Annotated in this window: 14 protein-coding genes; 3 read left to right on the top strand and 11 right to left on the bottom strand. The window is 49.8% G+C overall.

Translation table 11 applies throughout. The features are described from left to right. The 9 genes from ABH897_RS22565 to ABH897_RS22525 all read right to left on the bottom strand — a co-directional run bounded on the left by ABH897_RS22565 (window position 1) and on the right by ABH897_RS22525 (window position 8,352). Window positions 1–420, bottom strand: coding sequence for a hypothetical protein (locus tag ABH897_RS22565; RefSeq protein ID WP_283654758.1), 420 nt, complete (start codon window positions 418–420; stop codon window positions 1–3). Between the two features lie 347 nt (window positions 421–767). Then, window positions 768–1,625, bottom strand: coding sequence for a MetQ/NlpA family ABC transporter substrate-binding protein (locus tag ABH897_RS22560; protein WP_404521077.1), 858 nt, complete (start codon window positions 1,623–1,625; stop codon window positions 768–770). 252 nt (window positions 1,626–1,877) lie between these two features. Continuing rightward, on the bottom strand, window positions 1,878–2,549 hold the full coding sequence (locus ABH897_RS22555) for a methionine ABC transporter permease (RefSeq protein WP_014279981.1): 672 nt from the start codon (window positions 2,547–2,549) through the stop codon (window positions 1,878–1,880). Further along, window positions 2,542–3,267 (bottom strand): methionine ABC transporter ATP-binding protein, encoded by a 726-nt coding sequence (locus ABH897_RS22550; RefSeq protein ID WP_283654755.1) that lies wholly within the window; start codon window positions 3,265–3,267, stop codon window positions 2,542–2,544. Before ABH897_RS22550 ends, ABH897_RS22555 begins: the two co-directional genes overlap by 8 nt. A gap of 139 nt (window positions 3,268–3,406) precedes the next feature. Beyond that, window positions 3,407–4,198 carry an energy-coupling factor transporter transmembrane component T family protein gene (locus ABH897_RS22545; RefSeq protein WP_283654754.1) on the bottom strand — a complete coding sequence of 264 codons (792 nt, stop codon included), beginning with the start codon at window positions 4,196–4,198 and terminating at the stop codon, window positions 3,407–3,409. Further along, complete coding sequence (locus tag ABH897_RS22540) at window positions 4,173–5,675, bottom strand: ABC transporter ATP-binding protein (protein WP_404592732.1); 1,503 nt, start codon at window positions 5,673–5,675, stop codon at window positions 4,173–4,175. The genes ABH897_RS22545 and ABH897_RS22540 overlap by 26 nt, the downstream gene beginning before the upstream one ends. Further along, the gene (locus ABH897_RS22535) at window positions 5,675–6,271 is read right to left on the bottom strand and encodes an ECF transporter S component (RefSeq protein ID WP_283654753.1); all 597 of its coding nucleotides are present in this window, start codon (window positions 6,269–6,271) and stop codon (window positions 5,675–5,677) included. Before ABH897_RS22535 ends, ABH897_RS22540 begins: the two co-directional genes overlap by 1 nt. 379 nt (window positions 6,272–6,650) lie before the next feature. Beyond that, a complete protein-coding gene (locus tag ABH897_RS22530; RefSeq protein WP_283654752.1) occupies window positions 6,651–7,442 on the bottom strand; it encodes a TatD family hydrolase in 792 nt (263 codons plus the stop codon). Between the two features lie 85 nt (window positions 7,443–7,527). Next, window positions 7,528–8,352, bottom strand: coding sequence for a nucleotidyltransferase domain-containing protein (locus tag ABH897_RS22525; RefSeq protein ID WP_283654751.1), 825 nt, complete (start codon window positions 8,350–8,352; stop codon window positions 7,528–7,530). Between the two features lie 242 nt (window positions 8,353–8,594). Here ABH897_RS22525 and ABH897_RS22520 point away from each other — a divergent pair, with 242 nt between their 5' ends. Together ABH897_RS22520 and ABH897_RS22515 are read left to right on the top strand one after the other, a co-directional pair. After that, window positions 8,595–9,920, top strand: coding sequence for a helix-turn-helix transcriptional regulator (locus tag ABH897_RS22520; RefSeq protein ID WP_404521070.1), 1,326 nt, complete (start codon window positions 8,595–8,597; stop codon window positions 9,918–9,920). Beyond that, window positions 9,895–10,695: a WYL domain-containing protein gene (locus ABH897_RS22515; protein ID WP_283654750.1), complete on the top strand. Its 801-nt coding sequence runs from the start codon at window positions 9,895–9,897 to the stop codon at window positions 10,693–10,695. Before ABH897_RS22520 ends, ABH897_RS22515 begins: the two co-directional genes overlap by 26 nt. 55 nt (window positions 10,696–10,750) lie before the next feature. On the opposite strand, the gene ABH897_RS22510 is transcribed toward ABH897_RS22515, so the two are convergent. After that, on the bottom strand, window positions 10,751–11,728 hold the full coding sequence (locus ABH897_RS22510; RefSeq protein WP_404592731.1) for an aldo/keto reductase: 978 nt from the start codon (window positions 11,726–11,728) through the stop codon (window positions 10,751–10,753). Between the two features lie 21 nt (window positions 11,729–11,749). Further along, window positions 11,750–12,673, bottom strand: a complete 924-nt coding sequence (gene cysK, locus ABH897_RS22505; protein WP_404592730.1) for a cysteine synthase A — start codon at window positions 12,671–12,673, stop codon at window positions 11,750–11,752. A 186-nt stretch (window positions 12,674–12,859) separates the two neighbouring features. On the opposite strand from cysK, the gene ABH897_RS22500 reads away from it, so the two are divergent. Continuing rightward, complete coding sequence (locus tag ABH897_RS22500) at window positions 12,860–14,068, top strand: MFS transporter (protein ID WP_404592729.1); 1,209 nt, start codon at window positions 12,860–12,862, stop codon at window positions 14,066–14,068. Window positions 14,069–14,224 lie beyond the last annotated feature (156 nt).

The following is a 14,224-nucleotide window of genomic DNA, read 5'->3' as shown; positions in this document are numbered from 1 at the left end:
CTACCATAGGCTTCCGGCCAGCATTGTGAACCGTATAAATACAATCTCGTCTCCATCCTCAAGCAACAAAGGGGCATCCAGCACAGCGGCTTCCTCATCACGTACAAAAACCCTGTACAACCCGTCTTCAAAAGCCTGCATCGCCGTGTTTACCGCATCCTCCACATCAGGAACACCATCATTATAGATGGACCCGAATCCTACCTTGCCTGTCTCGCCCTGCGCCTGAACCTCCTGCCCTGTGAGGAATGGAATCAGTGCGTCACTCCCCTGCTTTTCACGCAGTCTGCGGACATTCAGGGCGACGGTAGCAGCAATCAGCTCTCGCAAAGTTTCAGGGGCAGGATTCAGCTCCATTTCCTGTTTTGCGAGTTCCGGCTTTCTTTTTCCCAAACTTTTTACAGTTACAGCCAGCTTCATGTCGTTCCCCTTCTTTCTTGCTTCCGCTTTTGATCCGTTGTCAGCTGAATTTTTTGACCCCTACAAAAAAACCGTTAACAAAACCAGAAACGAATGTTTGTTCGTATATTTATTTTAATATGCTCGCAAGCATTACTCCATCACCCTTAATGACTAAAATTTATAGCAGTGTATGTACCCTAAAACCTTAAAAACTAAGACTTTATACCCTGTTTTCGCTAAAAAATATCCATATAAAGGATAGAAAAAAAGACCTGCACAAGGAACTCCATCTGCTCATCACAGACTTCATTACCTTATACAGGCCACAACTAATCATAAAACAACGTTTCAACACTCGTATTTATTTAAAATGCTGGGACGACGCTGTCCTTGTAATTATCCTCGAAAAATTTGCGGACCTCCGGACCAGTCATTCGCTTCGCCAGCTTTTGAATGGCATCCGAATCCGCATTATCCTTGCGCGCTACCAGATTAATGGCAAAGTGAGTATCATCCTTTTCAGTAATTAATGCGTCCTTCTTCGGTGTCAGCCCCAGTGGCTTGGCATAAGCGGGATACATGGCAGCCATGTCCACATCATCCAGCGACCGCGCCAGCATCAAGAGATCCACTTCTTTGAACACAAACTTTTTCTTGTTTTCAATAATATCATTCTGTGTAGCATTATAGCCTACGCCTTCTTTAAGCTTGATCAGACCGTTTTGTTCCATCATCACGAGAGAACGTCCGGTATTTGCCGGGTCGTTGGCAATCGCAATGGTCGCACCTTCAGGCAGATCTTTAATTTTCTTGTATTTTTTGGAATACGCGCCATAGATGGCGTTGTAAATCGGTTTGACTGCTACCAGATCGGACTTGTTGCTTTCATTGTATTGTTGCATAAAAGGAGCATGCTGAAAGAAGTTAGCATCCACTTCATGGGCTGCCAATGCGTTATTCGGCTGGATATTGTCCGACAGCACGACGATTTCCAAATTGACTCCGTCCTGTTTGAGCAATGGTTTTACGATATCCAGCACATCCGTCATCGGTGGAATCAGCGTCGCCACTTTCAAAGTCACTTCTTTTTGAGAAGTCGCTTCTTTAGGCTGTGTTTCTTGTGCCGCCTGCTTTTGACCGCCGCATCCGGCAACCAGCAGCATGACGACAGCGAATAGTGTAAGTAATTTCAGGTTAGTTTTTATGTTGTTTTTCCGACTCATTAGGTGAGAAACCTCCAAGTAAATTTGTAATTGGGAAAAGAGAATGAGTTACAGTGGAGTCGCTTCGCGAATGGGCCACTGTAAAGTCATTCTCATTTCCCATAGTGGGTGGTGCAAGTGTATTGCCTACGATCTATCGGTACTGAGGGATTACATCCTCAGTTTACCTTCTTGCCATAGGCTGCTGTTACGCTTGAACATATAAGATGTTCAATAAAGCGTCCGCTCTAACATAGCAGGCTATAACCTATCTTATCGCTTGTCAATCCGACGAGATATCGTGCTTCCGGTGAACTGGATCGTTTGTACGAAAATAATCATGACAACGATGGTGAACGCCATCAATCCGGTTTCAAAACGCTGGTAACCGTAGCGGATGGCGAAATCGCCCACGCCGCCGCCGCCCACAATGCCCATCACCGTGGAGTAGGAGATGAAGCTGATTGTGGACGTGGTCAAGCCAAGTACAAGCCCCGAACGGGCTTCCACGTACAAAAATTTAAAAATAAGCTGGAGGGTAGACGCTCCCATAGAAGTAGCAGCTTCGATTACACCCTTTGGCACATCCAGCAGTGACTGCTCCACCAGCCTTGAATAGTAGGCAATGGCTACCACTGACATGGGAACCGTAGCCGCCATCGTACCCAGTGCCGTACCCACGACGAGACGTGTAAATGGAATCATAAACACGACCAGCAGCAAGAACGGGAACGAGCGAATCACATTGACCAGACTGTTTAGTATGGTGAACACCAGCCGATTTTCATATTTTTGCCCCTTGCCGCACAAATACAAAATCGTTCCTGCCGGAAGCCCCAAAAGTACGGCTGCTGCGATAGAAAAGCCCACCATGATGAACGTCTCTCCGATGGCCTTCCATATCTCGGACTGATACTGCGCAATGATACTCAGCGTTTCATTCATGAGCTTCACCTGCTGTAGCTGTTGAATTGACCGTTGGGTTAGCCACCAGCTGCGTTGAAAGCAAATGTCCATCCCGCATCTCCGAAACGCGGCTACAAATGCTCCGCACCACGTCCATATCGTGCGTTACGATCACAATCGTAACCCCCAGTTCACGGTTGATCTCCTGCAACACACCTAGAATATCCGCCGTTGTCTGCGGATCAAGCGCTGAGGTCGGCTCATCACAAAGCAGCACCGCAGGTCGATTCGCCAGCGCTCTGGCAATCGCGACCCGTTGCTTTTGACCTCCGCTCAACTGTGCTGGATACTGCGCTGCTTTGTCAGCTAAACCGACGAATTGCAGGCATTCGCGCACACGTGCCGCTCTCTCTTTTTTCGGTACGCCTGCCAGCTCCAGCGGCATTGCCACATTGCCACTAACCGTCCGATTGTGGACGAGATGATAATGCTGAAAAATCATCCCGATGGATCGCCGCGCTTCACGGAGACGTTTTTCCGGCATGCGGGTCAGCTCGTCTCCATTTACAACCACATTTCCCTCATCCGGCTGTTCCAATACATTCATCAGCCGGAGCAACGTTGACTTACCGGCACCGCTGGCACCTATGATACCGTGAATTTCCCCTTCCTCCACTTGAAGGGACACGGATTGAACCGCTTGAAATGGGCCGCTTGAGGTCGTATAATGCTTGCTTACCTGATGCAGCGTAATCATGAAACTGGCCTCCTGATGATCCATTTCTCAGGGAAAATGTAATAGGCCCGCCAGCCCAGTCAGGTCTGTACGAGCCGTCAATTCCCATTGCATTAATATAACACAGAGCAGAAATCGGGCAAAGCCTTTTGACAGCAAATTAGCGCACATCCCACACGCCCACATAAGGAAAGCAGATACCGAGCCCCCAAGCCAGCGTAAGCATCACCACAAAATAGCAAATAAATACAATATCTACAGCCGAATAATGGATCGCATAATAGTACGTGCGCTTGGTTTCATTGGCAAACCCCTTGGCCTCCATGGCAATAGCAATTCGCTGGGCGCGCCGGATGCTTTGAGCCAGCAGCGGAATCGCATATCTGCGAAGCGTAGCATACATATTCCATTTGGACACATGCTGATGTACACCCCGAATGCGGTGGGCATGTCTCAACGTTTGGAATTCCTCCAGCAGCATCGGCATCATCCGCATGGCCGCCAAAAAGCTGTACGCATATTTCGGAGGAAGCCTCCATTGCTGCATCAGCGAATAAAACAGGTTCACCGGGCGTGTCGTCAAACCAAATAATAATCCTGCCGCCGCCATACTCAGTGCACGAAATCCAAGATGCATTCCCCGATAAAAGCTTTCCTGCGTAATATGGATCAGGCCCCATGTCCACCAGGTCGTCACCCCTTTGCCGAACATCATCATGCCTGTGGAGGTTGAGATAAACACCAGTATAAAAGGAGAACCATATAGCAGCAGACGCTTCCACGGATGGCCAGTCCAGACGAGCAACAGCAGCATAGCACACGCCACATTGAACATCACATTCAGATTGTGAATCAGAATGACGACCACAAACAACAAGGAAAACATAACAAGCTTTAATCCCGGATTAACCCGGTGAAGCCATGTTTCATGATGGGGAAAAGACAGGTTCATGCCGCAGTTCCCCCTTCTGTATCCGCCATATATCCGTGCAATATCGACGGACAATTTCCGGGTCATGCGTGACCATCACAATCGCCGTGCCCGCCGCTCTAAGCTGCTCCAGCATGTCCAGCATGACAAAGGTATTGCGTGCGTCCTGCCCAAAGGTCGGCTCATCCAGCAGCAGCACGGCTGGCTCACGGATCATAGCTGTGGCAATGCTCAGCCGCCTTTTTTGCCCCAATGAAAGCTGATATGGATGACGTTCGTCCAGTTGTTCCAACCCAAACCGTATGAGCATTCGCTCCACTCGCTCCCGGCGCTGTTTATCCGTAAACAAGCTCTCCGGCAACGAATACTCCAGTTCCTTCCGAACGGTATGCGCTACGAATTGCAGCTCCGGATTTTGAAACACGAACGCGATGTGCTCTGCCAGCTGTTCCGTACCACCCACCTCTATTCCGTCCACGCTGTAACTTCCCTGCGTTCGGATTAAGCGAATCATGGAGAGCAGCAGCGAGCTTTTACCAGCCCCATTTTCACCGACCACACCAATCCAGTCCCCCGGCTTCACCTGTGCTTTCTCCACATGAATGACCGGGTTCGAACCCCGAAGGCCGCTAAAATGCTCCAGCTCCAGTATAGGAGTACCCGCTGCCGCCTCTTCTACCTGATGAGAAACGTTTAACTCATTTGGTTCACAGAAGATGTGTCCCTGTGCCTCTTGTTCACTCCAACGTGGTGAAGATGCCTCATTCCATACGCCCGGATACCATACACCGTAATCAGACAACGCCTGCCGATGCACATGAAATACCTCTTCCGCAGTTCCGTCTGCCATGATCTCCCCTTGAGCAGAAAGCACCACAATCCGGTCCACATCATGGACAATTTCATTAATTTTATGCTCCACAATCACTAGCGTCTGATCTGCTGAAATGTGGCGAATCGTATCCCACACCTGTGCGGTGCCTTCTTCATCCAGCAAAGCCGTCGGCTCATCCAGAAAAAGCACCTCCGGCTCCATCGCCAGCACTGACGCTATTGCGAGCCGCTGCTTCATACCCTGAGACATGCTGCCAATCGGCATATGTATTTCATCCGTCGAAAGACCGACCTGCGTCAGCAGCTTGCGGATACGAGACGGCATTTGCTCACGGGGAACCTGATTATTTTCCAATACAAAAGCTAGCTCCTCGTCCGCATACGACATACAAAACTGCGTATCCGGATCTTGAAATACGACACCCGTACACTCCGGAATGACAGCAGCATCACATTTCATCGGCACTTCTATCGTGCGCGGAATCAGACCACTCAGCACCTGGAGCAGCGTTGATTTACCGCATCCACTCGGTCCGAGCAGCAGCAGCTTTTCCCCTTTGCGGACGGATACAGACATGTTGTGAAAAAGCAGCTCCTGCTCACCGGGAAATTTCAAACGAAGACGGGTGACCGACGCCACCACATCTTCGGCTACCCAACTCATTAGTCCAGCCCCTTGTAATCCTGTTCCGTTGCAGGTCTCAAGGTACGTGTCACCCCTGTGACTTCCAGCGCCTTAGCCAGATAGAACGCGAACACCCCGGCAATCACAATACTGCCAATCATGCGGAATCCGACATACAAAACATAGTTCCAGGTCGAAAGCTGATCAATATACCCGTAACTGAAGTCCAAAATCAGGGAGGCTATAGCCGATCCAGCCGCAGCCAGCGAAGTGACCCACAGGTTGGCGTTCCGGTACAAAAAAGCCGCAAAGAACAGCTCTGCTCCCAAACCTTGCAGCAAGCCGTAGTACAAGGTGGACATCCCCCATTCACTTCCCAAAAAAGCACTGAGCGTTGCCGCTGCCACCTCTGCCAAAATCGCAACTCCCGGCTTGCGGATAATAAGATATGCGAATGTGCCCGCCATAAACCACATGCCATACACCAATTGCTCGGCGTTCAGCCCAAGCGGTTTCACCAGATCATACGCAGGCCCCCATATTTTATAGACCAACCCGAACACGACGGCGATCACAATCGTGACCAAAATATCCGTCAGCTTCAATCCTTTAGACGCTTTTACAGCAGTATTCATTATGATGTACTCCCCTTTTCCCTTAAAATGGGCCTCGTGGCCATGAAAAAAAGCTTGTCCGGAGCTGAATCTCCAGGCAAGCTTTATGCGCAGTAAAAGGTGGATCACCATACACAACATCATTCGTCGATATACCTCATACAACCAGTAGCCTAAGCGCAGCCGTCTAGCTTGATTATAAGATATGAACCTAATCTATCGACAACCGCAAAACACGCGGCATTCCTGTATAGTGTTCTAGGTTTCTCTACGCTGGCATTACCCAGATCAGATTTCACGGTCGATGGCAAGGGCCACCCTCTCAGCCTGACTTTCTCAAGCTCCCGACAATGCTTTTTAATTCACTATAATGTACACCACATCTATTGCTTTGACAATCCTACAATCCGAAAAAACGTTTGGCTGTCTCTGTCGTCGCGATTTCGATCTCCATGATGCTTCGACCTGTACATTCTGCAACCGTAGCGGCAATATGTGCGAGATAGATCGGCTCATTGCGCCCTTCCTTCGGCTTTACAGGTAAATTACGCGGGGTGAGAAATGGAGCATCCGTTTCAATCATCAGACGGTCCAGTGGAATATCCCTGACCAGTTCACGCAAATGCTTGCCGCGCCGTTCGTCGCAGATCCAGCCTGTAATACCGATGTACAATCCCATGTCTACATACATATGCAACTCCTGTGCGGTTCCGGTAAAGCAATGCACCACCGCCTTATCTATCAGCTCATTATGCTCCCGCAGCATAGCCGCAAAATCCTCATGCGCATCCCGCTCATGCAAAAATAACGGCATTTTCAGCTCGCCAGCCAGCTTCATCTGTTCCCCAAACCATTGGCGCTGCACATCACGCGGAGAAAAATCACGGTTATAATCCAGCCCGCATTCCCCGATGGCTACGACCTGCGGCTGACCCGCCAGCGCACGGAGTTGTTGAATCGTACCCGGGGTACAGTCTTTGGCATCATGGGGGTGCACACCAGCCGTCGTATACAGCTTGCCGGGATAACGTGCCGCATACTGAGATGCCTCCCGGCTGCTACGGACACTTGTCCCGGTAATAATCAGCGGTGTAATCCCTTCGGCTGCCGCTCTTTCCACCACCTGCTCCCGATCCTCATGAAACGAACGATGCATCAGATTTACACCAATATCAATCAGTGACGTACTCATTTCAGTTCCTCCTTTATAAAACTATAATCTCGGATCATATTCCCATACCACTATTTCTCCCAATTCATAGTCAACGAACCAGTCTTTACAGTTCGGCTTGCCATACTTCCTTCACCGCAGCGCGGAACAAATCATCCAGTTGCTGATCACGTCCTCCCTCCATATGCTGGAGCAAGGGCGCCTTCTGTTCAAAATAAGCCATTTGCTGCTGGATAAAATCATTCACCACCGAAAGCTGTGGCTCAATATCCAGTTCCTCGCCGGCTTTTTTACGTTGCAGCAAATGTCCTATCACCTGATAAAGCTCTGTATCTGCCGGAATGAATTCCTCCAGCAAGTCTTCGAATTCCATCGGAGGCATACTGTTATAGCGTTCGATCCAGCCACAGGCCAGCAGCGGGCGCAGCACGTAAAAATACTTTTTAATCTTCACCTGTTCTCCTTGCAAATAATCCCGATAGTTGCCCCGCGCCATATTCAGATAGTGATACATACAAGACTTCGGCGAGAAGGTTAATGGCGATATAGCGCGAATCTGCTCTGCCACTGAATATGGCTCCAGATAGGGGATCGGGGATTGCAGCCATTCCAGCAAAGGCGGGTTGGACTTGCGAAACAGATTAAGCGCTTTTTTCAAATCCCAGCCGTTGATATCCAGCAAATCGCTGATCGGACGCTCAATCACATCCCGTTTATCAAAAATGGACAAATACCACTCCACGGGCCTTACATAAATAAAACGCACATCGTAGTCACTGTCCTGTGAAGGAAATCCCCACGCCCGACTGCCTGATTCACAGGCATATACAATACGTACCTGCTCCTCCTGCTCCAAAGCACGCAGCTCATGCAATATCGTTTCACGCATTTCCGGTTTGATTGAACTCCGCCCATGTTTTATATCTGTCATGCTATTCCCTCCCTAACTACCGCTTTTATACTTTGATATTTCCTAATATGCCTCATTCATTCTACGCCCTGCTTGGGTCGCGGATTCTAGTTGGTATTTATTATCATCCTTTATTTTGCTTGCCACGAACATGGCGAAAGTATTACAAGGATGAATAAATTCCCTTTTTCCTGCATCCCTTCCCTGTTAGAATATAGGGATACTTGTTTTCGGAGAACGGCAACAGAAACGGGGAATCCGCCATGGCGAGAGAGAGCTTTGATAAAGAAATTCAATTTCTGCGCATGCTGACACTGACGAGCGGCGCTTATAATCGACAGCAATTTGCAGACAGACTGGGCATTTCGGTACATACCTTTGACAAAACAATCCGGCGTCTCAAAGAAATCGTTCAATCCGTACAGCAACAGTTACCAGCGGAGCAAGGACATGACTTCAATGAAATGCTGCGCTTTAGCTACTATGAATCCGCTGATCCGCTACTGTTATTCCTGTTTCGGGCCAAATCGCTTAAGGAATCGGAAAGCGTCCGCTTGGCCCTTCTGCTGACAGCGCTACAGTCACAACCATTGACCACCATGGAGCTGCTGGATGCCTGCTGCCAGGGATTGCCTGCCGACAATGCATTGCCGGATGAGAAAACGATCCGTTCGGACCTGAAATATCTCGTCGAAGTCGGCGTGGTTCGCAAGGAATCCGGAGGAAGACCTTATCGCTATGCTGTCCGCAACGATTTGGTCACTGGACTGATGGACGAGGAATTACTGGACCTGTATGACTTTGTGGACGTAATGGCGAATACGCACCTCCCCTCTGTACAGGGATATCTGCTGCGGGATCATTTGAAAAAAGCTATGCGCCGTCAAGCGGGGGTGCAGGAGATCGCAGAACCTTTTTTATACAAATACCACTATTACTCACGCATTCTGGATGAGGCACATATTCATCCGCTTCTTCACGCCATTCGGCAACGTCGCTGTATAACTTTTTTGTACTTTTCGGCGGCCAAACGAAGCATGTATGGGTCACAGAACACGAATCCGCTGTTTGAAAAAGAAACCGAAGGCCGTGAGCACACCATTCTTCCCTTGCAAGTCATCTATGATCATCAATATGGACGTTGGTATGTGCTGGGTCAGGTGGACGGCAAAGGGATCATGAAGTTCCGCATGGAGGGCATGACACAGTTGGCGGAGGGCGAACCCGTGTCCGAGAAGCGTTTTGCTGACCTGCTGGCCGTGTTGGAAGAAAGAACGCGGTATAGCTGGCTTGTGGATACCGGGCGTGCCGTGAAGGTGCGGGTACGTTTTTTCAATCCTGAAGGTGCCAAACGTAACTTTATTCGGGAACGTGTGCTGTTACAGGGGCAATGGGGAACGATCACGGAGGAAGAAAGTGAATCCTTTATCTATGAAATTACGGTGAACGGAATCACCGAGATTAAACCGTGGCTGCGCAGCTTTGGATCAAGCTGTGAGGTGTTGGAACCCAAGCGGCTGCGTCAGGAATTCAAGCAAGAATGGAAGGAGCTTCAAGCCTATTATGAGCCTATTCGAGAAAATATTTAACTACCAGATCGTCTCGCGGCTGGATGAATCGGGCGCTTTTGCTACCACATCGCAGGAAAGAATCTGGCTCCAGTCCATGCTGGCATATCCGTCGGCGACAGAAGCTTTTACCCCGTCTACGCTCGATAAGCTTCGGCTGATGCTCGCAGATGACAAGTCGCTGGAGGTCGATGGCAGCTTGAGGGAAAAGGCCCGCATTCCTGCCTCCCCGGTTTATCATCCGCTCCTGCGTATATTGCGTCCCATCCTGCGGTCCCGCTCAGGTATTTGTATGAGCTATAGAATGCGCAACGGGCGTGTTCATGAACGCATGTCCGGCTTTCCGTATAAGCTGGAATTTTCCATGGTCAAAAAAGAATGGAGCCTGCTTTGGTACAACCGCCGACACCGTGCACTGATGTCCACCAAGCTGTCCAACATCGCAACCATCACCAAAGAGAAAATTTCATCTGAAGAGACCGACAAATTCACCCAACGCATACTCGGTATTCTGGAGTCACGCAAAGAACAGGGCATCATTGAAATTATGCCTATGTACAACGGGGAATTATCTCGTATTTTATATGCCTTTTCCTGCTTTGAGAAAGAGGTGGAGTATGTTCAGGATGTGGATACCTATCGTATTACGCTCACTTTTCAGGCAGACGAATGTGAATATGTACTGTCCAAAATCCGCTTTCTCGGCAAACGCGTCAAGGTCGTCCAAGGCTCCCGGCTCATTTCCCGAATGAAGGAAACAACCGCCAGGGCACTTGCCAGATACGAAGAGGATTAGCTACATAAAAAAGCCCATCCTCTGTCCTATCGACAAAGCATGGGCTTTACACATATTAAGGCAACTTTTCGCCGCGCGCGCTGACATATAAAGTATACCATTCGTCGCGGGTCATTAGCTCGCTCTGGCGTTCAGCATCCTGACAAGCCTTGATCCGTGCTGGATTGGCGGTGCCAATGACAGGCTGAATGCGTGCCGGGTGCTTCATGATCCAGCCAAGGACGATTGCTTCACGGGTCGTTTCCTTTTCAGTAGCCAGCTTTTGTACCAGCTCTGCTGTTTGGCGTATACGCTCCGGCTGCCCGTCCAAAGAACTGCCGCTAAAACGACCCTGTGCCAACGGACTCCACGCTTGAAGCTGAATATCCTGCGTTTGGCAGAATTCCAGCAAGCCTTCGCCAAAATGGACACTCGTCCCCGCCTGTTGATTCACATGCACCGTCTGATCTATAAAGTGCAGATGCGCCAGGCTCATCTCCAATTGATCAGCAATCAGCGGCTCCGCCAAGCTGCGCTCCAGAAACTGAATTTGGCTTACATTCATATTGGAGACGCCAAAATGCCGTACTTTACCGGATGCCTTGAGCTTGCTGAACGCCTCCGCCACTTCTTCCGGCTCTACCAGCGGATCGGGACGGTGCAGCAGCAGGATGTCCAAATATTCGGTGCCCAAACGCTTCAGAATACCATCCACAGACTCCATAATATGAGCATATGAAAAATCAAAACGGGTCGGGAGCGTACCTTCCGGAAGACATATACCGCACTTGGACTGAATCACGATCTGCTCGCGCAAGCCGGGTTGTCCCTTTAAAATTCGACCGAAAATCTCTTCCGCTTTCCCTGCCCGATAGATATCTGCATGATCAAACATCGTAATGCCGATGGAACGCGCAGCTTCTACTGCTCGTTCTGCTTCCACCACATGCTCCTGTGTATACGGCGTACGATCCCATTCCCCGCCAAAAGGCATACAGCCAAGCACCAGACGGCTATCCGAAATGTTGCGTTTCTGTAAAGGCATAATCTTCATATTGTTCCTCCTTCACTCTTTTTATCCGAAAATCCCCATGCTCAAATAACGCTCTCCTGTATCCGGGGCAATACAAAGCACCCGTTTACCCGGTCCCAAGCGCCGAGCTTCCTGAATTGCCGTCCATATTGTAGCTCCGCTGGAAGGTCCGACAAGAATTCCTTCCTGAGCAGCAATGGCCCGTGTCATCGCAATCGCATCCTCATCCGAAACCTGTATGATTTCGTCATAAATATCCGTATTCAGTACGGCAGGAACGAATCCCGGGCTAGTACCGACCAGCTTATGCGGACCAGGCTTGCCCCCTGACAGCACTGGCGAACCCTTCGGCTCCACCACGACAACCCGCAGATCCGGCAAATGCTGGCGCAGTACCTCACCCGTTCCTGTAATCGTACCGCCTGTTCCCGAAGAAGCGACGAACACGTCCAGCTTGCCTTCCGTCTGCTCCAAAATTTCAAGCGCAGTCGTTGTACGGTGGATATCCGGGTTGGCCTCGTTTTCAAATTGATGCGGGATAAAGCTCCCTTCGATCTCAGCCCCCAGCTCCAGCGCCTTGCGAATCGCTCCTGACATCCGTTCCTCCGCTGGTGTCAGCACAACCTCAGCCCCGTATGCTTTTAAAATATTGATTCGTTCCCTCGTCATATTCGACGGCATCACCAAAATCGCACGGTAGCCTCGGGCAGCCGCATTCATCGCTAAGCCAATCCCCGTATTCCCACTGGTCGGCTCAATAATAGTTCCACCCGGTTTTAAATGTCCGGCCTTTTCCGCCTCGTCAATCAAATTACCCGCCGCCCGATCCTTAACACTGCCGCTGGGATTAAAGTATTCCAGCTTCACATACACTTCCGCATCCTGCGGTCCGGTTAACCGTTGGAGCCGTACACAAGGCGTATCTCCAATTAAATCTGTAATACTATGTACCACTTTAAGCGTCATCATTGTATCCTCCTTGGATAGGTCCATACTATAAAAATAACATATTTAACCCGCTCATACCTGTCGCTTTTGTAAAATACATAAATCTTATCTGCTTAGTATGTAAAATTCTTGCAAATGGGTCGCCAGATGTCGTTTCTAATGATATACTCGCATTACTATTTTTCAGGAGGATACAAGACACTCATGAGTACTCAAGAAAATTTGACAACCCATCGCTTTCCCCCCTCCTTGCTATGGTTGACGCTCGGTGCCTTTGCCATCGGCATGACCGAATTCGTCATCATGGGGCTTCTGCCTAATGTAGCCCAGGATCTTCATGTTACCATCCCGCAAGCCGGACAGCTAATCACCAGTTACGCGCTTGGTGTAGCCATTGGCGCACCTGTGCTCACCGTATTGACTCACAAGGTACCGCAAAAAAAGCTGTTATGCCTGCTGATGATTATATTCATTTTAGGCAATCTTTTTTCCGTCATTGCTCCCAACTACGAGCTTCTGATTGTAGCCCGTATGGCTACCGCGTTATCGCACGGAACCTTTTTGGGAGTGGGTTCCCTGATCGCGGCGCGGCTGGTCCGTCCTGATAAGCGGGCTGGTGCCATCTCCATGGTGCTGACTGGACTGACCGTAGCCAACATTATCGGCGTGCCTTTTGGCACCTTTATCGGACAGCAGCTCGGCTGGCGTGCTTCCTTTGAAGCCATCGTCGTGATCGGCCTGATTTCTCTCTTTGGCATCATCCGTTACATTCCGGTCACTCATCAGGACAAGCCTTCCAGTCTCAAACAAGAAGTCCGAAGCCTGTTTAATCCGAAGGTACTGCTGATGCTGCTCACAGGTGCTGTCGGTTGTGGTAGCCTGTTCACCGTCTTTACGTACATCACGCCTTTACTGACCGACATTAGCGGCTTTGCCGAGCATAGCATTACGTGGATTCTCGTCCTGTTTGGCCTCGGCGTAACCATCGGCAACATCGTCGGCGGCAAGCTCGCAGATTGGAAGCTGCTCCCGTCGCTGATCGCAAATTATGCCATACTGGCTATTATTTTGGCCATCCTGACGTTCACGCTACAAAGCCCGGTGCTGGCCGTCATCACTGTCTTTATCTGGGGCATTGCCGCGTTCGGCATTATGCCCGGCATTCAGGTTCGCATCATGAATCTGGCCTATGAGGCTCCTTTGCTCGCTTCTACCTCCAGCCATTCCGCATTGAATCTGGGCAATGCAGGAGGCGCTTTTATCGGCGGGGTCGTCATTAATCAAATGGGACTCGCCGCCATCCCATGGGTCGCATCTCTTATCACTGTCGGTGGCCTGCTTCTCATGCTGGTCAGCTACGTCATCGACCGCAGAACGGCTCAATCTGAAGCCGTAGCGGGGATACAATCCTAAATTGATTAACTCGTTAGAGAAACCTTGGCTACAGATATTGAGCTTGGACCCATTTGATATCAGCACTGCAAAACATCGAAGAGATTCTTGTGATAAGTCACACAGGGATCTCTTTTGATTTTTAAACCCATAAAAACTAACCTTATCGCACTTTCG

Source organism: Paenibacillus sp. RC73, from assembly GCF_044908085.1.
GTDB lineage: Bacteria > Bacillota > Bacilli > Paenibacillales > Paenibacillaceae > Paenibacillus > Paenibacillus terrae_A.
This window is presented reverse-complemented; position numbering and strand designations above follow the sequence as displayed.